This window comes from Rhizobium bangladeshense, from assembly GCF_001662075.1.
Taxonomy (GTDB): Bacteria; Pseudomonadota; Alphaproteobacteria; order Rhizobiales; family Rhizobiaceae; genus Rhizobium; species Rhizobium bangladeshense_B.
Genome location: NZ_LYPL01000009.1, coordinates 49521 through 70842, shown reverse-complemented (window position 1 = coordinate 70842; position 21322 = coordinate 49521). Strand labels below are relative to the sequence as shown.

Below are 21322 nucleotides of genomic sequence, written 5' to 3'. Positions count from 1 at the left end.
ATCCGATGCCACCAGGGCTGGGTGGCTAAGCGAGGTAGCCTTCGCTATTGGACGGTGTAGCCGCCATCGACCGGCAAGGCGTGTCCGACAATGAAGCTCGCCGCGTCGCTGCAGAGCCAGAGGACGGCATCGGCGATCTCTTCGGCTTTGCCAAGCCTGCCGATCGGAACCACCTGCATCAACGCATCCATCGCTTCCGGCTGAGTCTCCAGCATTCCGGTCACCATCGGCGTCTCGATGATGCCTGGGCAGACCGCGTTGATGCGTATTCCCTTGGCGGCGTATTCGAGCCCGGCGCTTTTGGTCAAACCGACCACACCATGTTTGGAAGCATGATAGATGCCGCGTTCCGCGATGCCGACCAGGCCGCCGAGCGAGGAGTTGTTCACGATCGTTCCGGAGCCCTGCTGGCGCATTTGCAGCAGCTCGTACTTCATGCAGTTCCATACGCCGCGCAGGTTGACGCCCATGACGAAGTCGTAGTCCTTGGGGTCCGCATCAGCGGTCTCAGCCACCGGGCTTTGGACGCCGGCATTGTTGAAAGCGGCATCGAGCCGGCCGAATTCCGCAACCGTCTTCTCGACCATCGCAGCAACCTGTTCCATGTCGGCGACGTCGCATTCAATCGCGATCGCGCGATGTCCACCGGAAATCAGGTTGTCTGCCGCAGCACGCACCGCGGTCTCGTTGACGTCCGCCAGCGCGATGGCGGCGCCGGCTTTCGCAAAGGCTTTTGCCGTCGCCAGGCCCATGCCGGAGGCGGCACCCGTGACGAGGGCGACCTTGTTTTCGAAAGGGATATTCATGGCTTCACTCTTTGTTTGTTGGAGAGCTGGAGTGTCGTCCGCTAGAGCTTGGGCGACAGCTTGATGAGATGATCGTCCGATGGACCTTCACCCCGCGGCGATCGGTTCGTCGTGATCGCGTAGAGGTCTTCGCCAAGGGAGAGGACGTCTCTGAACCGATCGCCGGATGCATAGATCGGCTTGAGATCCCTCGCTTGAGCGTCGAGAACGTAAATGCCCCGTCCGACCAGCGTGGCCACGAGAAGTTCACTTCCCCGGAATGCGATACCCGACGGCGCCCAAGTGTCGCTGCCGGAATGGAGATAGGCCGTCTCCATTCCCTCCAGCTGTTCGTCGCCATCGATCAGCGGCCAGCCGAAGTTCAATCCGGGCCGGATGTGATTGATCTCGTCATGGGCTGATTGACCGTGTTCTGCGGCGAACATCTTACCGTCACGGTCCCATGCCAGGCCTTGGGGATTGCGGTGGCCGAAGGAATAGACATAGGAGCCTGGAAAGGGATTGTCGGCAGGCACCTTGCCTTGTGGGGTGATGCGCAACACCTTTCCGGCGAGGCTCTCACGATCCTGCGGAAGGTCGCCGTCCTCGATCCATCCGGTGGTGACGTAGAGGTTGCCGTCGGGTCCGATCGCTAGACGGCCCCCATTGTAGAGCCTGTGTCCGGGGATTTGCTCAAGGAGGGTGCGGGTCTCCCGCCACGAGTTGCCGTCAAAGCTGGCTTCGATGACCTTGTTGAGTAATCCCCCGTCCGTCCGATAGGTGTGGTAGAAGTAAGCCACGCCGGAGGTCTCGAAGTGCTTGGCCAGCGCTATGCCGAGAAGACCACCACCGCCCTCGCGGCTTATGCCGATTGAAGTCTGCAATGGATATCTGCGCATCTGGCCGTCCTGGACCACGACGATGTTGCCGGCGGCCTCGGTCACGAAGATCCTCTCGCCGCTCGCTTCGATATCCCAAGGGTAGTCGAGTTCTTCCACGACGGTTTCGACGGGCCAATCGCTGGTGGACATGCCAGCGACGGAGCGGGGGGGCGACGCGTCCTTCGCCCAGCCGAGGGACATGACGGTGCCGTTTGGGATGCACGCCAACGCAATTGCTGATGGCCGAGGTTTCGTCATTATGGTCATCGATGTGAAGGATAGGTTGGTTGGTCAGCCATTTGCGCTTGCGGATCGCCGGATGGAGGTGGCAGGCATTTGCAGCCGACCTTTGGTTTTCACGTTGGACGGAGGGTTGGTTCCTGATCTTCAGTCGTCCTGTAGTGAGCAACCATTCCGTGCGATACGGGCATCGCCCACTAGGCTGAGAGGTGTTGGTCGAAGAACGATTTGAGCTTATCCCAGGGGATGAGGTCGGCCTTGTCATATAGGTCCACGTGACCAGCGCCCGGAACGATGAAAAGCTCTTTCGGCTCGGCCGCCTTCTTGATCGCCTGCTCGCTGAAGAAGCGCGAATGCGCATTTTCACCTGCAATCAGCAAAACGGGCCGCGGCGAGATCATGTCGACATGGTCGAACGGCCGGAAATGCAGGTACGACGGATCTCCGGAAACTGTCATCGCCGTTGTTGCGCGCGGATGGGCGCCGCGGGGTGTCCGGTAGTAGTCGAAGAATTCCCGCGTGATCGCATCTGTCTCAGGCGTCAGGATTTCGGGCAGAGCGCCGTATTGCTTCTGCGCGCCCGCGGCCTCGGCCCAGCGCTGTTCGCCAATTTGGGCGAGCATGTCGATGCGGGCTTCGGCCTTCATTTCTTCGCCCTTCCACGCCCATTTGGCGCCGCCCATGTCGTACATGCTCACCGTGGCGACCGCTTTCATGCGAGGATCGATCTGTGCGGCGGCGAGCGCAAAAGCGCCGCTCGCGCAGACGCCGATGATTCCGATGCGGTTCCGATCGACGCGCGGGTCAAGTCCAAGGAAGTCGACGCCTGCGCTGAAGTCTTCGACAACGGCTTCCGGCGACGAGATGAAGTGAGGCTGGCCGCCGCTTTCGCCATTGTACGAGGCATCATGGGCAATGGTGATGAAGCCGCGCTCCGCCATCGTCTGGGCGTAGAGCCCGGAAGTCTGCTCTTTGACGCCGCCATAGGGATGGCCGACGATGAGCGCGGGATGGCGCTGCGAAGCATCGACAGTCTTCGGGACATACATGTCCGCCACGAGATTGATGCCGAGGCGGTTCACGTAGGATACCTTCTTATGCTGAACACGATCGCTCTGCGCGAAGGTCTTGTCCCACGTTCCGGCATATTGAGCGAAGGCGGGACCTGCCGCGAGCGACATCACGCCGGCAGCAGCCGCGCCTGCCCCGGTAAGCTTCAGAAGATCACGCCGACCGATCCCGATCGTTTCCTGTCGGTCGGTTGGTCTGACGGGTCCATTTTCCATAGCCATTCTCCATTGCCGTCTGATTGGTTGCAGGAGGAATATAAGCGGTCTGGACCTGGGTGATTATCGGCGGCGATCTGCTAGCGCTTATGTACCCTACGCATATATCGACCACGTGGGGAAGCTATCCTTCATGACTTCGGAACCGCTTCGAACGTAGGGAAATTGGGCTACTTCGTCTGCCTAAAGCGATCCCCCTCGCGCATCTCAAGCCACATCAGCAACAAATGACTTATTCTTGAGGAGCAATAATCGGTGATGACGTTTCGCGATACACGCCATAGTCTTGTGGGAACTGATATAAAGGAACAAGCGGATGCTGCGCGCGAACGTAAACGACCTCTTGGCTTTTATTGTCGTAGCGCGGGAACGGAGCTTCACGAGAGCCGCCGCGCAGTTAGGCATGTCGCAATCGAATCTCAGCCATACGATACGGGCGCTCGAATCTCGTCTCGGGCTTCGACTTCTGACCCGCACCACCCGCAGCGTGTCGCCGACGGCCGAGGGTGAGCGACTGTTGAACGTGATCGCTCCCCGATTCGAGGAGATCGAAGGCGAGCTTTTTTCAATCACCGAACTGGGAGAGAAGCCGGCGGGTACGATCCGCATCACCGCTGAAGACTACGCGATCGACACGGTTCTCTGGCCGAAGCTCGAGAAGGTTCTGCGTCAATATCCCGAGATTAAAGTCGAGTTCATCGTTGACTATGGACTGACAGACATCGTCGCAGAACGCTTTGACGCAGGCGTGCGGCTTGGGGAGATTGTGTCACAAGGCATGATCTCGGTGTGTATCAGCCCATATCAGCGGATGATTGTCATTGCCAGCCCAGCGTATGTCGAAGAGCGGGGCATTCCGATAAAGCCTCAAGAGCTGACGTCGCATCAATGCATCAACCTCCGGCTCCCGACACATGGCGGAACCTACGCCTGGGAGTTCGAGAAAGACGGGGAAGAATTGCGGGTCCGAGTGGAAGGTCAGGTCATCTGCAACGGGATCAGGCAGATACTGAACGCTGCTGTTGATGGTTACGGTTTCGGGTTTGTGCCTGATGGCTTGGCGAAACCCGATATCGACGCCGGAAGACTGGTTCAGGTGCTCGCCGACTGGTGCCCGTCGTACCCAGGTTATCACCTCTATTATCCGAGCCGTCGGCAACCGTCTGGGGCGTTCAAGGTAGTCCTCGATGCACTCAGGCAGAAGTCGTAGCGCATCGTCTTCGTCACCAATCCCGGAGCGACGCCCGGCGCCCGGCAGCCCGTCTCATCGTAAGGCCGCGACAGGTTTGTAGCTGGCGATATCGGCGCGAATGCCGAGACGGGCAAACATTTCCTGCGGATCGAAATTGGCGGCCTTTTGGGCGGCCGCCACGGCTGCCCGCGCGCGCTCGACGACCTCGGATTTTCCCATTCGGCGATGGTGAAATTGAATTCACCGGGACCGGCGACCTGCTCCAGCACCCTGTGATCGATGAAACCTTCCTGTGCTTCCAGCAGCTTGTGGGTCATCATCACTTTGACGAGAAATTCCTCGCGCGCCGCAGCCGGCACGACGAATTTGTCGACACGATAGAAAGCTCCGCTCATCCATTTTCTCCTGCATCGGATGTCTGCGGAGTTTTGTATTTCCTCAAGTATGGTTGAGGTCAATATGGAAGCGAAGCCGTCCGGTCACTAACTTGGGGCGACCGCTTTCTGAAGCCGTCGTGGGGGCCGCAAGCGGACCGGCACCTTACCGGGGCTTGGCGCGGAGACGGCCGCATCGAAAAAGTTATCGTCGAACCGCATTTGCCGGACATCGCCCTGCTCATATGCAATGGGGGCCCTTTGCTGCCGTTCGAGGTCGATCCGAGGAACGTGCGATATGTGGTAGAGTGGGGACGGAACGCGACAGACGCATTGCGAGGGGCGGTGTGATCAACCCGGAATTCGCGCGACCGAGTGCCAACGTTGTGCTCATGGAAGGGGAGACGAGGACGATGCCGACACCAGAGAAACCCGGTCTCATAATTCGACAGAAGTCCCCACCAAACATCGAGTTTCCGTTTGCGTCGCTCTCCGATTGGCTGATCCCAACCGAGCTGTTCTTCGTGCGAAACCATTTCCCGTCGCCGGACCTCGATGCGCGAAACTGGAGATTGCGCGTTGACGGGGCGGTGCAGCGGCCGCTCGAACTTGACCTCGACAGCATCAAGGCGATGCGGAGCACGACTTGCACGGCCGTCGTCGAGTGCGCAGGCAACGGGCGCGTCCACTATGTGCCGCCGAAGGAGGGGTTGCAGTGGCAGAACGGAGCCGTCGGCAATGCCGCGTGGACAGGTGTTCTTCTGCGCGAGATTTTGGAAATGGCGGGCGTCAAGCGAACCGCACGTGAGGTTCTGCTCGTCGGCGCAGACAGCGGCGTCGTCGATGCGAACAAGAAAACGGCTTCTCCCGGACCCATCGCTTTTGCGCGCAGTTTACCGCTTGAGAAGGCCATCGCTGACAGCACGATCCTTGCCTATTCGATGAACGAGGAGCCGTTGACGCGCGATCACGGCTACCCGCTACGTGCGGTCGTGGGTGGCTGGTTCGGCATGGCTTGGGTCAAGTGGATCACTGATATCACGGTTGTGGAGCAACCGTTCCTTGGCTACTGGCAGGCGCGCGACTATTTCCGTTGGGAGCGCAGCCTCGGGGAACCCAGGCTGGTCCCCCTCGCGGAGATGGAGGTCAAGGCGCAGATCGCGCGTCCCGTGCAGGGGGCGCGTCTCATCGCCGGCCAACCGTATCGAATTTTCGGAGCCGCGTGGGGCGGAGAGGCTGCTATCCGGCAGGTGCAGGTCTGCACCGGAGATGGCAGGGGCTGGCGCGAGGGAAGGCTCCTCGAAACAGAACGTCCGTTCGCATGGCGCTTGTGGGAGTACATGTGGACCCCTGAAGAAGCGGGGGCATATATGCTGCGATGTCGCGCGATCGATAGTGCGGGGTGCGTGCAGCCCGACCTCCCGCATTCCGACAGCGAGAGCTACGCGGCCAATTGGATCGTTCCGGTGGAGGTTACGGTCGTTCCCGGGCCACAGACATACGAGGAGGAATTCGTGATCTAATCACCCGCATGGGGCGGAATGGCGGCTTTGAAGGCGCAAAGCAGCCTTATTCTTCTATAACGAAAAAAGACCGCTTCGGCAGATAGCGGTCCTTACTCTCATTGCTGCCTTCAAGATTCAAGAGATTCCACATCGCGATGGTGGCTGCCGGTTTGGCGGGCCTTTGCGAAATCGGCAGTTCTTGAAGTCAGCGTTCGGCGAGCGCAGGCTCGCCCTTCTTCTCGCGCACCATGTTGATGAAACGGCGGAAGAGGTAGTGGCTGTCCTGCGGGCCGGGAGAGGCTTCCGGATGGTGCTGGACGGAGAAGACCTGCTTGCCGAGGACGCGCAGGCCGCAATTGGTGCCGTCGAACAGCGAAATATGAGTCTCTTCAACACCGTCGGGCAGCGACTTCGAGTCGACTGCGAAGCCGTGGTTCATCGAGACGATTTCGACCTTGCCGGTCGTATGGTCCTTGACCGGATGGTTGGCGCCGTGATGGCCCTGATGCATCTTCTCGGTCTTGGCGCCGAGGGCGAGGCCCAGCATCTGATGACCGAGGCAGATGCCGAAGACCGGGATGTCGGTCTTGATGAGCGTCTGGATCACAGGCACGGCGTATTCGCCGGTTGCCGCCGGATCGCCCGGGCCGTTCGACAGGAAGATGCCGTCCGGCTGCATGGCGAGCACGTCTTCGGCGCTCGTTGTCGCCGACACGACGGTCACCTTGCAGTCGAGGCCGGCAAACAGGCGCAGAATGTTGCGCTTGACGCCGTAATCGAGGCAGACGACATGATACTTGGCATCGGCCGCGCCGAGTTCGCCATAACCTTCGTTCCAGAGCCACGGCGTCTGGGTCCATTGCGAGGACTGGCCGGAGGAGGCGATCTTGGCGAGGTCGAGACCTTCGAGACCGCTCCAAGCCTTGGCTTCGTCCTTCAGCGCCTCGATGTCGAAGACACCGTTCGGGTCGTGGGCGATCACCGCGTTCGGAGCGCCGTTCTCGCGGATCCACGCGGTCAGCGCGCGCGTGTCGATGCCGCAGAGGCCGATGATGCCGCGTGCCTTTAGCCATTGGTCGAGATGCTTGGCGGCGCGGTAGTTCGAGGGTTCGGTGATATCGGCCTTGAAGATGACGCCGACGGCGCCGTGGCGGGCGGCGGGCGTCAGGTCTTCGATATCTTCATCGTTGGTGCCGATATTGCCGATATGGGGAAAGGTGAAGGTGACGATCTGGCCGAGATAGGAAGGGTCTGTCATGATCTCTTCGTAGCCGGTCAGCGCCGTGTTGAAGACGACTTCGGCCTGGACCTTGCCGGTGGCGCCGATGCCCTTGCCTTCGATCACCGTACCGTCGGCAAGAACGAGCAGGGCGGTCGGCTTATCGTTTGTCCAGGGTGCTGTCGCGGTCATCTTCATCCCGTTTCCGGCGGTCGGCGCGCGTTGCTGCGCTCGTCGCCATTTGATCTCGCAGGCGTGTGGACGCGGCAATGCCGCGCGCTTCAGGCCTGATCACGAATTTTGGTGCAGGTGGCGGTAGATAGCCACGCAATCGCTTACGGTCAACTCTTTGTAGCCGAGATCGAGGCTGTTTTCCTGCGGTTTATCGCGCCGATCGCGCAATTTATTTGATCCCTCGCATCGGCGTGGTTTATGAAGCGGCATCAAAAAAGGAGTGAAGACCATGCTGCGCGATCAACTCGCCACCCAGCTGAAAGAGGCGATGAAGGCCAAGGATTCGGAGCGGCTTTCGACCGTCCGGCTCATCCAGGCCGCGATCAAGGACCGCGATATCGCCAATCGCGGCACCGGCAAGGGAGAGGCGAGCGAGGACGAGATCCTGCAGATCCTCGCCAAGATGGTGAAGCAGCGCGACGAATCGGCCAAGATCTACGAGGAGAATTCGCGCCCGGAACTCGCCGCCAAGGAGCGTGCCGAAATCGCCATCATCCAGGATTTCATGCCGAAGCAGCTTTCCGACAGCGAAGTGCGTGCCAACATATCGGCTGTTATCGCGGAGACAGGCTCCTCGGGCGTCAAGGACATGGGCAAGGTGATGGCGGCGCTCAAGGAGCGTTATGCCGGCCAGATGGATTTCGCCAAGGCGTCCGCGACCGTCAAAGAACTGCTGAACTAAAACGTCTCGCCTGCGGTTCTTCGTGGACCGCAGGCCCGAGCACCGCCTCGGCGGCGGCGTCGATGATGGCGAATTTCGCCGCCTGATAATTCCAATATTCCAGGATGAAGGGGCCGGACAGCCAGAAGTCGCCCTTGCGGGAGGGCTCGGTCCAGCCGACGCTTCCCATATTCGACGCCTGCGTCAGAAGCCGCTTCAGGTGGGTGTTCGATATCATGAACTGCTCGCGCAGTTCCCGGAGCGACAGCGGGCCGACCACGACGCGTTCGGCCGCCCGGGGAAATTCCGGAAGCCGCGAGATCAGGTAATCCATCACCAGCCCGCCGGAATTCGCCCAGTTGAAGAGGTTGAAGGTCGGGCCCGGGCTGCGCACCGCCTGGCTGCCGATGATCGCCCTTGCAATCAGCGGCTGGATGGCCGCCATCATCGCCGAAGGATCGGCGGCGACCTTCGCAGCGCGTTCACCGCCGTCGAGGCTGTCGAGGATCATCATGTGCGCCAGGAGCCACCGGGTAAAATGCTGCTCGGCGATCTCGGTGGGTTCCAGGTAGCGCGTGCGCTTGTCAGGGCCGGGAACGGCCTGCAGGAAGCGATAGGCCAGCATCTCCTGCATGAAGGCGGCGGCCGTGTTGCGGCTGGCGATGTCGTTCCTCACCGCGAAATCGATGAAGCGGCCGGAATAAAGGCCTCGCTTCCCATCGCCGGGATAGCCGTAGTGAAGCGCGAAGCCGGCATGGGCCATTAGCCAGCGCTGCTGCGCGGCGAAAATCGAGGCGATGCGCGGGCTTTCGCGATAGATCGCGAGCAACTGATTGGCGCAATGCAGGATCGCAGCGGAAAAGCGATCGTCTGCTGCAAGATTTTCAGCGGTGAAGGCCATTGGGAGGGGTCCAGGATGTCGGCGCATACATCTTTCATGCCGCCGCCGCCTGTCAACGGCTTTGTCAATAATCGGTTAATTTCAAAGGGGAATTGTATCAGGAGAAGCCAAAAATTAAGAAGGCAGGAGCTGGGGGCGCTCCTGCCTTCTTGCTCTTTGCTTCCGCCGGCACGCAGGGCCGAGGCCCAAGCCGGAGGGTATTTGCAAAGGCACCCTTGCGAAGCGGCGCCGGGGGTAGGGATGGTGCTTCGCTCGGGGATCGCTTTGTTGAAATGAACCTACGGCCGGGCGGCTGCTTATTCAAATTACAAAAAAATAATGATTGCCGAAAACCGCAGTTTAGGACGCGTCGAAGCGGTGGCCGGGCAATTGGCCGAAGATGGCGATACTCGATCGAGGAAATTGATAAGCCGCTGTTTTGAAACGTTTTAATCTGGTGTTGCCGAAGGCGGAAGCACTCGATGGAATACTGGCGACAACCGAAATCGCGATGTCGGATGACAACAGTGTCGCACCCCTTGTCGCAGGGGCGGCAACGCGTTGTTGATCGGCTAACCGACACTGTCGGCGATGAGTGCCCTTGCCTGTGAATAGCGGGTTTTCCCGACAAGTTTCGTGGCATGGAGCGGCAAAGCAGCTTATATGGAACTTAGCCAAGAGGTATAAATGCGCTTTTCCAACACCTTTCTCGATGAGATCCGCGACCGCGTTCCGATTTCGAACGTGATTGCGCGCCGTGTGAGCTGGGACAAGCGCAAGACCAACGTTTCGCGCGGCGATTACTGGGCCTGCTGCCCGTTCCACGGCGAGAAGTCGCCGAGCTTTCATTGCGAAGACCGGAAGGGCCGTTATCACTGCTTCGGCTGCGGCGTCACCGGCGACCATTTTCGCTTCCTGACGGAGCTGGAGGGCTTGAGCTTTCCCGAGGCCGTGCAGCAGATTGCCGACATGGCGGGCGTGCCGATGCCGCTTGCCGATGCCGCGATGGAGAAGCGCGAAAAGGAGCGCGGCTCGCTGATCGACGTCATGGAAATGGCGACGCAGTTTTTCCAGGATCAGTTGCAGACGGCGAATGGCGCCAAGGCGCGCGCCTATCTGCGCGATCGTGGGCTGACGGGGCGCACCATCGAAACCTTTCGTCTCGGTTATGCGCCCGACAGCCGCAATGCGCTCAAGGAATTCCTCGCCGGCAAAGGCGTCACCAAGGAGCAGATCGAGGCCTGCGGCCTGGTCGTCCATGAAAACGTGCCGGTGTCCTACGACCGTTTTCGCGACCGCATCATGTTTCCGATCCTGTCGTCGCGGGAAAAGGTGATCGCTTTCGGTGGCCGCGCCATGTCGGCAGATGCACCGGCGAAATATCTGAATTCCAACGAGACGGAGCTCTTCCACAAGGGCAATGTGCTCTACAATTTCGCCCGTGCGCGCCGGGCGATCCAGGGGCCGGGCCGCGGCGATGCCCAGGATGACAATGCATCCGGCACCATCATCGCCGTCGAAGGCTATATGGACGTGATCGCGCTCCATCAGGCGGGCGTCGAGAATGCCGTTGCGCCGCTCGGCACGGCGCTCACCGAAAACCAGCTCGAACTGCTCTGGAAGATGGTGCCGCAGCCGGTGCTCTGCTTCGATGGCGACGGCGCCGGCATCCGCGCGGCCAATCGCGCCGCCGAACTGGCGCTGCCGCATCTGAAGCCCGGCCGCTCCGTCCGTTTCGCGCTGCTGCCTGACGGCAAGGATCCTGACGATCTCGTGCGCGACGAGGGCCGCGCGCCTTTCGACAAGGTGATGAGCCAGGCAAAGCCGCTTTCGGAGATGCTGTGGAGCCGGGAGATCAATACCGGCAAGTTCGATACGCCCGAAGCGCGCGCCGAGCTCGAAGCACGGCTGAAACAGCTCGTCGCGATCATCGCCGACGAGAATGTACGCCGTCATTACCAGCAGGATATTCGCGACCGGCTGAACGCCTTCTTCCAGCCGCAGTTCCAGAACCGCAACAGTGGCGAGCGGCGCGGTTTCAGCGGCAATTCCCGCAACGGCCGCGACAATGCGGGCAAGGCAGGACCGAAAAGCCCCAGCCTCATTTCCGACCGGCTCGCCCGCTCGGGGCCTGTGCGCGGACACCGGGACAATACAGCGCTGCGCGAAAGCGTGTTGGCGCTCACCATCGTCAATCATCCGGCCCTGATGATCGACGATTATGATGAGATCGCCGCGATCGAATATGACAGCCGTGAGCTGCAGCGGCTCTGGTCGGCGATGCTCGGCGCAGCCGCTGCCGTTGCCGGCCCGCATCTGACACGCGAATATCTGACTGAGCGGCTGGAATTCGAAGGCTTCGGTCCGCTCATCAAGAGCCTCGACCAGCAGGTGCGCAATGCGAGGCTGTGGACGGCGACCGAGGAGGCGGCGATGGAGGATGCCCGTGAGGGCTATCGTCAGGCGCTCGCCTTCCACAAACGCGCGAAGGCGTTGCGCCGGCAGAAGATGGAACTCGAACGCGAGATAGCGCTGGCGACCGAAGCCGGTGACGGCGAGGCGATCGTTCAGCTGATCCGGGCGCAGCAGGAAGTGCATCTCGAAGGCGTGCGCCTCGAGAACCAGGAGGCGATCATCGACGGCTTCGGCGTGCTTTCCGGCCGCGTCAAAGGAGCGGCGAGCCACTGATGTCGCTGAGCGAAAGCAATCAAACCGGCTTTACCGCTTCCGGCGCGCTGTTTGCGGGCGGCCGATCGCCGCTCGACGTCCTGAAACAGATCTACGGTTACTCCTCCTTCCGCGGCAAGCAGCAGCAGGTGGTGGAGCATATCGTTTCCGGCGGCGATGCCGTGGTGCTCTTTCCGACAGGTGCAGGCAAATCGCTGTGTTTCCAGATCCCGGCGCTTTGCCGTCACGGTGTCGGCATCGTCGTTTCGCCGCTGATCGCGTTGATGCGCGATCAGGTGGAGGCGATGAAGCAGCTCGGCATCCGTGCCGCGGCGCTGAACTCGTCGCTGTCGCGCGAGGAGTTCGTGGAGGTCCGCCGCGCACTTTCGGCGGGAAAGCTCGACCTTCTCTACGTCACGCCCGAGCGCATCCTGACCGATGGTTTCCGCGAGCTGATCGCCAATGAGAAGATCGCGCTGTTTGCCATCGACGAGGCGCACTGCGTCTCGCAATGGGGTCATGATTTCCGGCCGGAATATCGCGAGCTCGGCCGGCTCGGCGAGCAGTATCCTGATGTGCCCCGCGTGGCGCTGACGGCGACGGCCGATCCGCATACGCGTGACGACATCGTCGAGAGGCTGGGGCTTGAGAATGCCGAAATCTTCACCACCAGCTTCGACCGGCCGAACATCGCCTATGAAATCGTCGAGCGCGACCAGCCGCGCCAGCAGCTCCTGCGGTTCCTCTCCGGCCATAAGGGTGACAGCGGCATCGTCTACTGCCTGTCGCGCGCCAAGGTCGAGGATACGGCCGATTGGCTGAACGGGCAGGGCATCCGCGCGCTGCCCTATCACGCCGGCATGGACCGGGCGCTGCGCGACGCCAATCAGGATGCTTTCCTGAAGGAAGAAAACCTCTGCCTGGTCGCGACCGTCGCCTTCGGCATGGGCATCGACAAGCCGAACGTCCGCTATGTCGCCCATCTCGATCTGCCGGGCTCGGTGGAGGCCTATTATCAGGAGACCGGGCGTGCCGGCCGAGACGGCCTGCCGTCGGAGGTCTGGATGGCCTATGGCATGGCCGACGTCATCCAGCGCCGCCGGATGATCGACGAGGGCAATGCCGCAGATGAGATCAAGCGGGTCGAGCGGGCCAAGCTCAACGCCTTGCTGGCGATCTGCGAAACCGCCTCCTGCCGTCGGCAGGCGATCCTTGGCCATTTCGGCGAGGCGCATGCCGGCCAATGCGGCAATTGCGACACCTGCCTGAAGCCGGTCGAGACCTGGGAGGGCACGGAAGCGGCGATCAAGGCGCTCGCCGCCGTCTACCGCACCGGCGAGCGGTTCGGCGCCGGCCACGTCATCGACGTGCTCGTTGGCAATGTCAACGAAAAGACCGAGCGTTTCGGCCATGTCGATATGCCCGTCTTCGGCGCCGGCAAGGACATTCCGGCTCGGACCTGGCAATCCGTTTGCCGGCAGTTACTCGCGATGGGGCTGATCCGGGTCGATCACGAGGCCTATGGGGCGCTGAAATTGGAGCCGGAAGCGCGCGCGGTCTTCAAGCACGAGCGACAGGTATTCTTCCGCAAGGACCGGCCCGCCTCGGAACGGCGCACGAAGAAGGCGGAACGCAGCGAGCGCAAATCGGCCCTGTCGGGCGCTGACGGCAGCCTCTTCGAGGCGCTGCGGGCGGAGCGCATGGCGATCGCCAAATCGCTCGGCGTGCCGCCCTATGTCGTCTTTCCCGATACGACGCTCATTGCCTTTGCCACCGAACGGCCGCGTAGCCGCAAGGAGCTGCTGGCCATATCCGGCGTCGGTCAGGCGAAGCTCGAGCGCTATGGCGACGCTTTCTTGGAAATTATTCTTGCACATGACGACTGAGCGGACCGGCCGGTGTTCTTCTCGATCTCGGTCCAGCGCTGAAGAAGACAAGCCGATGGCGATATGCTAACGCGGAAGCTATAAAAACATCAGAAAGGGCCGCCCATGACCTCGCCATTTCTCTCCCATCTTCGCGCCGAGATTTCGGCGCTGAAGGATGCCGGGCTCTATAAATCCGAACGGGTCATCAGCTCCAAGCAGGCCGGCGAGATTGCGATTTCTAGCGGCGAGCGGGTGCTGAATTTCTGCGCCAACAACTATCTCGGCCTCGCCGATAACGAGGAACTGGCTGAGGCCGGCAAGCGGGCGCTCGACCGTTACGGCTACGGCATGGCTTCGGTGCGCTTCATCTGCGGCACCCAGGAGGAGCACAAGCAGCTCGAAGCGCGGATTTCCTCTTTCCTCGGCATGGAAGATACGATCCTCTATTCCTCCTGCTTCGACGCCAATGGCGGCCTGTTCGAGACGTTGCTTTCCGAGGAGGACGCGATCATCTCGGATGCGCTGAACCACGCCTCGATCATCGACGGCGTCAGGCTGTCGAAGGCCAAGCGCTCCCGCTATGCCAACAACGACATGGCGGCACTCGAAGAGGAACTGAAGAAGGCCGAGGGCAGCCGCTTCAAGTTGATCGCCACCGACGGCGTCTTCTCGATGGACGGCATCATCGCCAATCTCCGCGGTGTCTGCGATCTCGCCGAGAAGTACGTCGCCATGGTCATGGTCGATGACAGTCATGCGGTCGGCTTCGTCGGCAGGAACGGCCGCGGCTCGCCCGAACATTGCGGCGTCGAGGGCCGGATCGACATTATCACCGGCACACTCGGCAAGGCGCTCGGCGGTGCCTCGGGCGGTTATACCTCGGCGAAAGCCGAGGTCGTCGAGTGGCTGCGGCAGCGCTCGCGCCCCTATCTGTTCTCGAACACGCTGGCGCCGGTCATTGCCGCCGCGTCGCTGAAAGTGTTCGAGCTGATCGAGAATGGTGATGCCTTGCGCAAGCGTCTTTCCGACAATGCCGATCTCTTCCGCACCGAGATGACGAAGCTCGGCTTCACGCTCGCCGGCGAAGGCCATCCGATCATTCCCGTCATGCTCGGCGACGCCAAGCTTGCCCAGGACATGGCAGGTCTGATGCTGAAGAAGGGGATTTATGTGATCGGCTTCTCCTTCCCTGTTGTGCCCAAGGGCCAGGCCCGCATCCGCACGCAGATGTCGGCCGCGCATTCGCGCCACGATGTTGAGCGGGCGATTGCGGCCTTTGCCGAGGCAGGGCGGGAATTGGGTGTGATTTGAGCGAAGCTTGCTCCCTCTTCTCCCCAGCGGGGGTCCGAAGGACGGGGCGAGACCGGTGGCTTGCTCCTGGTTAGTCCGGCAGGACAGATGAGGGGCCGGAGCGAAGCGACGTTTCGAGCGTTGAGCGAGAAACAAACGAGGATTTGACGGCGTGGCGTGCCGCCCCCTCATCCGCCCTACGGGCACCTTCTTCCCGCTGGGGAGAAGAGGGAATAGCGAAGTTGGCGCCAAGCAAAGGTGGGATATATGTCGAACATGATGAAGGCGCTGGTCAAATCGAAGCCCGAGGTCGGGCTATGGATGGAGAATGTGCCGGTGCCGGAGGTCGGGCCGAACGATGTGCTGATCCGGGTGAAGAAATCGGCGATCTGCGGCACCGACGTCCATATCTGGAACTGGGACCAGTGGGCGCAGAAGACCATTCCGGTGCCGATGGTCGTCGGCCATGAATTTTGCGGCGAGATCGCCGAGATCGGTTCGGCGGTCACCCGCTATCATGTCGGCGAGCGGGTTTCCGGCGAAGGGCATATCGTCTGCGGCAAGTGCCGCAACTGCCGGGCGGGCAGGGGGCATCTCTGCCGCAACACGCTCGGCGTCGGCGTCAACCGGCCGGGTTCGTTCGGCGAGTTCGTCTGCATTCCCGAAAGCAATGTCGTGCCGATCCCGGACGATATTTTCGATGAGATCGCGGCGATCTTCGATCCGTTCGGCAATGCCGTGCACACCGCGCTCTCCTTCGATCTCGTCGGCGAGGACGTGCTCGTCACCGGCGCCGGGCCGATCGGCATCATGGGTGCGCTGGTCGCCAAGCGATCCGGCGCCCGCAAGGTCGTCATCACCGATATCAATCCGCATCGGCTGGATCTGGCGCGCAAGCTCGGCATCGACCACGTCGTCGACGCCTCAAAGGAAAATCTCGCCGACGTGATGAAGGCGATCGGCATGACCGAGGGCTTCGACGTCGGGCTCGAAATGTCGGGTGCTGCACCCGCCTTCCGCGACATGATCGACAAGATGAACAATGGCGGCAAGATCGCCATTCTCGGCATTGCGCCGGCGGGCTTCGAGATCGACTGGAACAAGGTGATCTTCAAGATGCTCAATCTGAAGGGCATTTACGGCCGTGAGATGTTCGAGACCTGGTACAAAATGATTGCATTCGTCCAGGGTGGCCTCGATCTTTCGCCGATCATCACCCATCGCATTAAGATCGACGAATTCCGTGACGGCTTCGAGGCGATGCGGTCGGGCAATTCGGGCAAGGTCGTGATGGATTGGGTGTGAGGAGCATGACATGCTCCCATGAAGCAAGTTGCCGTTGCGGCAAATCGCCTTCGCCTCTCGCCTTGGTGCCGCCGCCTGCTGCAGACCGGGTTCATATATTAGTCGCGGAGTAGAAGTCGAAGGGGACGATATGCTGTGAAACGGTTGCGGCCCGATCGACATCGAGCGCTTCCGCCATTGCCCGTACCAAGGTCTCTGCCAGCAATTTCGCAGGATGAGACAGCACCACCTTGATTATTCCCTCTGCGAGACCTGCCCTGGTTTCGTTCGTAAGCTCGTGAGCTATCACGACCAGTCGTTTTGCGACCGGTCCGCTATCCTCTCTAAGCGCCCGCATTACGCCCGTGATGCCTCCGCCGGCGACGTACAGTCCAACCCAGTCGGGTTCTGTCTGCAGGAGACGCCGCGTGGCTTCGTAGGCAATTTCCGGCTCTTCGAGAGTGGCGATTGTTTCCAACATTTGGAAGCCTGGAGCGCTTTCTCGAAAATACGATCGAAAGCCCATTTCGTTGAGTTCCTGGGCCAGATATCGGTGGCTTCCTACAAAGACGGACGCTTTGCCGCCGTTGGCGTTCAGCCCGGCGATGAACCAGGCGGCCGTACGGCCCTTCTTCACGCAGTCGTTTCCCACAAATCCCGCGCGAGCTGCGGTAGAGATGTCGGATATCATCGTGACCACCGGAATACCCTCCGCCGCGAGACCATCAACGGCGTGGTTCACCTGCGGATGGTCGGAAGTGATCATTCCGATGACGTCGGCCTCCCGACTGAGGGAGTATATCGCCTCCGCCGCCTTATCTGGCGCGAGGTCATCCATGAACCTGACTATCGACCGCCCATACGCGCCGGGATAGGCTTCAGTGGCGGCCTTCAGAACTTCCGCCCACATCCGGTAGAGCTTGCGGTGCGACTGTTTCAGGAGGAAGCCGAACTTGATGACGGGCTTGTCTGACTCCAGTCGCCGCTCAATGGCTGTCACACCGTGAAAGCCGATTTGTTTAGCAGCATTGAGGACCCGCTCGGCAGTTTGCGGGCGTACCGGGTCGCGGCCGTTAAGGACGCGATCGACCGTTGAAATGCTGACGCGAGCAGCTTTTGCAAGATCCGGAATAGTGGGGCGTGACATATAAATCTCTCATTTCATGAAAGTAATTATGAGAGGTTCTGGGAGTAAAATCTAGCTGTTAATTGACAATTTCTAGAAATTTGGCTGATTTCATGAGGCTATAAAGGCCAATCTGGCTAGAGGACTTGGGAGAGTCCTCTCATTTGGAGGACTCGCTTTCATGCCTGCGACCTTGAAGAAGGCGCCGCCTTCAAGCGGCGAAGGAATACGCACGTCCATCGACAAGGTGGATGGGTTCGTTCTGGAGATGCGCTCGATCACCAAGACCTTTCCCGGCGTGCTCGCTCTCGATGGCATGAACCTGAAGGTCCGAGCCGGCAGCGTGCATGTTCTCGTGGGCGAGAACGGGGCCGGCAAATCGACGCTCATGAAGATCCTGAGCGGCATCTACGCAATCGACGGCGGCGAAATCCTTTTTAAGGGCGAGAAGCTTGATCACCAGAACGCTGCGGCGGCGCTGGATCGCGGCATCTCGATGATCCATCAGGAGCTTAGCCCGGTGCTCGACCTGACGATTGCCGAAAACATCTTTCTCGGTCGTGAGCCCACGTATGGTCAGTCGGGGGTGCTGTCCCACTTCGTCGATTTTGCCCGCATGAACTCCGACACCAAGACGCTCCTCGATCGCATAGGCCTGAAGTACAGTCCCGAAACGAAGATGCGCGACCTTTCTATCGCGACGATGCAGCTCATCGAGATCGTCAAGGCGATTTCGCGAGAGGCTTCTCTCGTGATCATGGACGAGCCGACGTCAGCCATCAGCGACACGGAAGTGGCAATGCTCTTCCGGCAGATCGCAGATCTGAAGGCAGCCGGCGTCGCCATCATCTACATCACCCACAAGATGGACGAGATCTTCCAGATCGCCGACGACATTACGGTGATGCGGGATGGCCAGTTCATTGCCGCTGCTCCAGCAGCCGAATACCATCCGGCAAAGCTGATTTCTCAAATGGTCGGGCGTACCATTTCCAGCATTTTTCCGAAGGAAGAGGTTCCGATCGGCGACGTTGTGCTCTCGGTGGAGAGCCTATCTCGTTACGGGACTTTCGAGAAGGTGAGCTTCAATGTGCGAGCCGGTGAAATCGTCGGTTTTTCTGGCCTGATCGGTGCCGGGCGCACGGAAGTGGCGCGCGTCATTTTTGGCCTGGACGCCGCGGACGCAGGAGTCGTCCGTCTGAACGGAAAGCCCCTGAAGATCAATTCACCGAAGGAAGCGATCGCTAACGGAATCGCGATGGTCTCCGAAGATCGTAAGGCGGAAGGTCTCGTGCTCTGCCGGTCCGTGGGCGAGAACATATCGCTGGCGAACCTGAAGAAGTTCGCGTCCGGCCTCCTCATCAGCGAGCGGCGGCAGGAGGCGGCGGCCCAGCGGATGATCAAGATGCTGCAGATCAAGACGCCGGACACGGCGATGATGGCGGAGAACCTGAGCGGTGGCAATCAACAGAAAATCGTTCTCGCCAAGTGGCTGCTCGGCGATCTGAAGCTGCTCATTCTCGACGAGCCCACGCGCGGTATCGACGTGGGGTCCAAATCCGAGATCCACAGGCTGATGACCGAGTTCGCCCGCCAGGGGCTCGCGATCATCATGATCTCATCCGAGCTGCCCGAGATCCTGGGCATGAGTGATCGTGTCGTGGTGATGAGTGAGGGACGGGTCACGGGCGAACTAACAAGAGACGAGGCCACGCAGGAAAGCATCATGCGCCTCGCGACGGGAGGACATTGATGAGCATCGAACCTGCAGAAGCGACCGTGAAACGAGAAGGCCAGGCGATTTTGGGCCTTCGCAGCATGAGCTTCTCTGAGATCTACCGCAAATTCGGCACGGTCCTGATCTTCGTGGGAATCTGCATTCTCGCCTCGATCTTGAGCCCGACGTTTCTGACGGAAGCCAACCTGACCAACGTTCTGCGTCAGGTGGTCGTGGTCAGCCTTCTCGCCTGCGGCGTCACCTTTATCATCATCCTGGGGCACATCGACGTCTCGTTGGGGTCCGTCCTTGCGCTCTGTGGTGTCATGGCCGCCAGCGTGATGGCTGTGACTGGAAGCGTGATACTCGCCGTGGTCGCCGGCGTGGCCGTCGGCATTTTGACGGGTGCCATCAACGGCTTCGTTATCACCTTCTTCCGCATTCCATCATTCATCATGACTTTGGCAATGACGACGGTCGCACGCGGCGCCGTGCTCCTTTACACGGGCGGCTCGCCGGTGACGGGGCTCGGAGATTTCAGAGTGATCGGCCAGGGCTCGCTCGGCCCGGTGCCGATCTCAGTGCTCATCCTGGCAGTCGTCATCGTTATTTCCTGGATCCTGCTCAACAAGACAAAGTTCGGCCGATACGTCTATGCCGTTGGCGGCAACGAACGCGCCGCCCGTGCCTCCGGCATTAATCCGGACAGCATCGTCGTGAAGGCGTTCATCTTCAACGGCATTTTGTGTGCGGTCGCCGGCATCGTGCTCATGTCCCGCATCAATTCGGGTCAACCCGCCGGCGGTGTCGGCTACGAGTTCGACGCAATCACCGCTGTCGTCGTCGGTGGTACCAGCCTGATGGGTGGCACCGGAACCATCACGGGCACGATTATCGGATCGATGATCATCGGCGTGATCAACAACATGCTCAATCTCATGAATGTCAGCTCGTACTGGCAGCAGATCATCAAGGGTCTGATCATCGCGATCGCCGTGATCCTTGATGTCTGGACCAAGTCTGCCCGCAGCAAGAAGAAGGCATGATCGAAGTTCTAGGGCGGGAAACTTCCCTGGAAACACCTCTGTGTCGGCGTGGATTTCCCGCCTTTGGAATGAACCTGAACTCTATGGGAGGACCCTATGAAACTCATCGCTCAACTCGCTGTCGCATGCGCCGTATCCGTCGCTGCACTCTCTGCGGGCGCTGCAATCGCCGCCGACAAGTTCGTTGTCGGTTACGCCAATATGGCGGACACCGATGTCTTCGTGATGGCACGCAAGAACGCCTTCATCGAAGCATCGAAATCGGATCCGGCAGTCGAAGTGAATTTCTCCGACGCCAACAACGACGTCAGCAAACAGCTCGACCAGATCGACAATTTCATTGCGCAAAAAGTCAATGCCATCGTCGTCGTTCCGGTCGACTATCAGGGCATCGTACCGGGCGTCGAGAAGGCCAACCAGGCTGGCATTCCGGTCATCGCTCTCGGCATCCAATCTGCTGGCGGCAAGTACACCTTCGTTGGCTCGAAGAACATCGATGCCGGCCGCCTCCAGGGCGAGTACATGAAGCAGCATCTGCCGAAGGACGCAAAAATCCTCTACCTCGAAGGCACGCCTGGGCTCTCGCACACGCAGGAGCGCAAGAAGGGCTTTGAGGATGCGCTGGGCCGTTCGGACGTTGCCACCCTTGCCAGCCTCTCGGCCAACTATGACCGCGCGGAAGGCATGAAGGTCACGGAAGATTGGATTCAGAGCTTTCCGAAGTTCGAGGCAATCGTCGCGGCCAACGACCAGATGGCGCTCGGGGCGTTGGAAGCGCTTCAGGGTGCTGATCGGCTCAAGGGCGTGATGATCTCAGGTGTCGACGGGACGGCCGATGCGCTGAGCGCCATCAAAGCCGGCACGATGTCCCAGACCATCTTCCAGGACGCCGCAGGTCAGGCGAAGGCTGCTTTCGAAGTCGTCGAGGGGATCAAGAAGGGCGAGGAAGCTCCGGCCGAAAAGCTGGTGCCGTTTGCTTCGATCACCAAGGACAATGTCGATCAGTACGCTAAGAAATAAAACCCTCCCAAGGGCGCGTGCCGGGACTGTTTCCCGGCACCGCTATC

Annotated in this window: 16 protein-coding genes and 1 pseudogene; 10 read left to right on the top strand and 7 right to left on the bottom strand. The window is 60.5% G+C overall.

The genetic code is table 11. The features are described from left to right. Positions 1-44 precede the first annotated feature (44 nt). The 3 genes from A7X77_RS18470 to A7X77_RS18460 form a co-directional block, all read right to left on the bottom strand. Positions 45-806, bottom strand: a complete 762-nt coding sequence (locus tag A7X77_RS18470; RefSeq protein WP_064684302.1) for a glucose 1-dehydrogenase — start codon at positions 804-806, stop codon at positions 45-47. Between the two features lie 41 nt (positions 807-847). After that, the gene (locus A7X77_RS18465; RefSeq protein ID WP_064684301.1) at positions 848-1924 is read right to left on the bottom strand and encodes a PQQ-dependent sugar dehydrogenase; all 1077 of its coding nucleotides are present in this window, start codon (positions 1922-1924) and stop codon (positions 848-850) included. A gap of 179 nt (positions 1925-2103) precedes the next feature. After that, positions 2104-3192, bottom strand: a complete 1089-nt coding sequence (locus A7X77_RS18460; protein WP_064684300.1) for an alpha/beta hydrolase — start codon at positions 3190-3192, stop codon at positions 2104-2106. Between the two features lie 316 nt (positions 3193-3508). On the opposite strand from A7X77_RS18460, the gene A7X77_RS18455 reads away from it, so the two are divergent. Next, positions 3509-4402 (top strand): LysR family transcriptional regulator, encoded by an 894-nt coding sequence (locus tag A7X77_RS18455; RefSeq protein ID WP_064684299.1) that lies wholly within the window; start codon positions 3509-3511, stop codon positions 4400-4402. Positions 4403-4456: 54 nt separating this feature from the next. Here the strand turns inward: A7X77_RS18455 and A7X77_RS18450 are convergent. After that, positions 4457-4779: pseudogene (locus tag A7X77_RS18450) on the bottom strand (antibiotic biosynthesis monooxygenase family protein). 392 nt (positions 4780-5171) lie between these two features. Between A7X77_RS18450 and A7X77_RS18445 the strand changes: the two are divergent. Continuing rightward, entirely contained in the window at positions 5172-6281 is a 1110-nt protein-coding gene (locus A7X77_RS18445; RefSeq protein ID WP_280950340.1) for a sulfite oxidase, read from the top strand. 187 nt (positions 6282-6468) lie between these two features. Here the strand turns inward: A7X77_RS18445 and carA are convergent, their stop codons facing one another. Continuing rightward, positions 6469-7674, bottom strand: coding sequence for a glutamine-hydrolyzing carbamoyl-phosphate synthase small subunit (carA, locus tag A7X77_RS18440; protein WP_064684475.1), 1206 nt, complete (start codon positions 7672-7674; stop codon positions 6469-6471). A 271-nt stretch (positions 7675-7945) separates the two neighbouring features. On the opposite strand from carA, the gene A7X77_RS18435 reads away from it, so the two are divergent. Beyond that, the gene (locus tag A7X77_RS18435) at positions 7946-8398 is read left to right on the top strand and encodes a GatB/YqeY domain-containing protein (RefSeq protein ID WP_064684297.1); all 453 of its coding nucleotides are present in this window, start codon (positions 7946-7948) and stop codon (positions 8396-8398) included. Here A7X77_RS18435 and A7X77_RS18430 read toward each other — a convergent pair. Next, on the bottom strand, positions 8379-9278 hold the full coding sequence (locus tag A7X77_RS18430; protein ID WP_064684296.1) for a hypothetical protein: 900 nt from the start codon (positions 9276-9278) through the stop codon (positions 8379-8381). The genes A7X77_RS18435 and A7X77_RS18430 overlap by 20 nt on opposite strands. 666 nt (positions 9279-9944) lie before the next feature. On the opposite strand from A7X77_RS18430, the gene dnaG reads away from it, so the two are divergent. The 4 genes from dnaG (at position 9945) to tdh (ending at position 16387) form a co-directional block, all read left to right on the top strand. After that, a complete protein-coding gene (dnaG, locus tag A7X77_RS18425; protein WP_064684295.1) occupies positions 9945-11945 on the top strand; it encodes a DNA primase in 2001 nt (666 codons plus the stop codon). Next, positions 11945-13810, top strand: a complete 1866-nt coding sequence (gene recQ, locus A7X77_RS18420; protein ID WP_064684294.1) for a DNA helicase RecQ — start codon at positions 11945-11947, stop codon at positions 13808-13810. Before dnaG ends, recQ begins: the two co-directional genes overlap by 1 nt. 105 nt (positions 13811-13915) lie before the next feature. Further along, complete coding sequence (locus A7X77_RS18415; RefSeq protein WP_064684293.1) at positions 13916-15103, top strand: glycine C-acetyltransferase; 1188 nt, start codon at positions 13916-13918, stop codon at positions 15101-15103. Between the two features lie 246 nt (positions 15104-15349). Then, complete coding sequence (gene tdh / locus A7X77_RS18410; RefSeq protein ID WP_064684474.1) at positions 15350-16387, top strand: L-threonine 3-dehydrogenase; 1038 nt, start codon at positions 15350-15352, stop codon at positions 16385-16387. 91 nt (positions 16388-16478) lie between these two features. On the opposite strand, the gene A7X77_RS18405 is transcribed toward tdh, so the two are convergent. Further along, complete coding sequence (locus tag A7X77_RS18405) at positions 16479-17513, bottom strand: LacI family DNA-binding transcriptional regulator (protein WP_064684292.1); 1035 nt, start codon at positions 17511-17513, stop codon at positions 16479-16481. A 160-nt stretch (positions 17514-17673) separates the two neighbouring features. Between A7X77_RS18405 and A7X77_RS18400 the strand changes: the two genes are divergently transcribed. From A7X77_RS18400 to A7X77_RS18390, 3 genes are all read left to right on the top strand, one after another. Continuing rightward, the gene (locus A7X77_RS18400; RefSeq protein WP_064684291.1) at positions 17674-19245 is read left to right on the top strand and encodes a sugar ABC transporter ATP-binding protein; all 1572 of its coding nucleotides are present in this window, start codon (positions 17674-17676) and stop codon (positions 19243-19245) included. Continuing rightward, positions 19245-20255 (top strand): ABC transporter permease, encoded by a 1011-nt coding sequence (locus A7X77_RS18395; RefSeq protein ID WP_064684290.1) that lies wholly within the window; start codon positions 19245-19247, stop codon positions 20253-20255. Before A7X77_RS18400 ends, A7X77_RS18395 begins: the two co-directional genes overlap by 1 nt. 96 nt (positions 20256-20351) lie before the next feature. After that, positions 20352-21275, top strand: a complete 924-nt coding sequence (locus A7X77_RS18390) for a sugar ABC transporter substrate-binding protein (protein WP_064684289.1) — start codon at positions 20352-20354, stop codon at positions 21273-21275. The last annotated feature ends 47 nt before the right edge of the window (positions 21276-21322 follow it).

Coding starts and splice junctions, on each gene's coding strand:
- A7X77_RS18470 (WP_064684302.1), bottom strand. CDS start 806: ATGAATATCCCTTTCGAAAACAAGGTCGCCCTCGTCACGGGTGCCGCC.
- A7X77_RS18465 (WP_064684301.1), bottom strand. CDS start 1,924: ATGACGAAACCTCGGCCATCAGCAATTGCGTTGGCGTGCATCCCAAAC.
- A7X77_RS18460 (WP_064684300.1), bottom strand. CDS start 3,192: ATGGAAAATGGACCCGTCAGACCAACCGACCGACAGGAAACGATCGGG.
- A7X77_RS18455 (WP_064684299.1), top strand. CDS start 3,509: ATGCTGCGCGCGAACGTAAACGACCTCTTGGCTTTTATTGTCGTAGCG.
- A7X77_RS18445 (WP_280950340.1), top strand. CDS start 5,172: ATGCCGACACCAGAGAAACCCGGTCTCATAATTCGACAGAAGTCCCCA.
- carA (WP_064684475.1), bottom strand. CDS start 7,674: ATGACCGCGACAGCACCCTGGACAAACGATAAGCCGACCGCCCTGCTC.
- A7X77_RS18435 (WP_064684297.1), top strand. CDS start 7,946: ATGCTGCGCGATCAACTCGCCACCCAGCTGAAAGAGGCGATGAAGGCC.
- A7X77_RS18430 (WP_064684296.1), bottom strand. CDS start 9,278: ATGGCCTTCACCGCTGAAAATCTTGCAGCAGACGATCGCTTTTCCGCT.
- dnaG (WP_064684295.1), top strand. CDS start 9,945: ATGCGCTTTTCCAACACCTTTCTCGATGAGATCCGCGACCGCGTTCCG.
- recQ (WP_064684294.1), top strand. CDS start 11,945: ATGTCGCTGAGCGAAAGCAATCAAACCGGCTTTACCGCTTCCGGCGCG.
- A7X77_RS18415 (WP_064684293.1), top strand. CDS start 13,916: ATGACCTCGCCATTTCTCTCCCATCTTCGCGCCGAGATTTCGGCGCTG.
- tdh (WP_064684474.1), top strand. CDS start 15,350: ATGTCGAACATGATGAAGGCGCTGGTCAAATCGAAGCCCGAGGTCGGG.
- A7X77_RS18405 (WP_064684292.1), bottom strand. CDS start 17,513: ATGTCACGCCCCACTATTCCGGATCTTGCAAAAGCTGCTCGCGTCAGC.
- A7X77_RS18400 (WP_064684291.1), top strand. CDS start 17,674: ATGCCTGCGACCTTGAAGAAGGCGCCGCCTTCAAGCGGCGAAGGAATA.
- A7X77_RS18395 (WP_064684290.1), top strand. CDS start 19,245: ATGAGCATCGAACCTGCAGAAGCGACCGTGAAACGAGAAGGCCAGGCG.
- A7X77_RS18390 (WP_064684289.1), top strand. CDS start 20,352: ATGAAACTCATCGCTCAACTCGCTGTCGCATGCGCCGTATCCGTCGCT.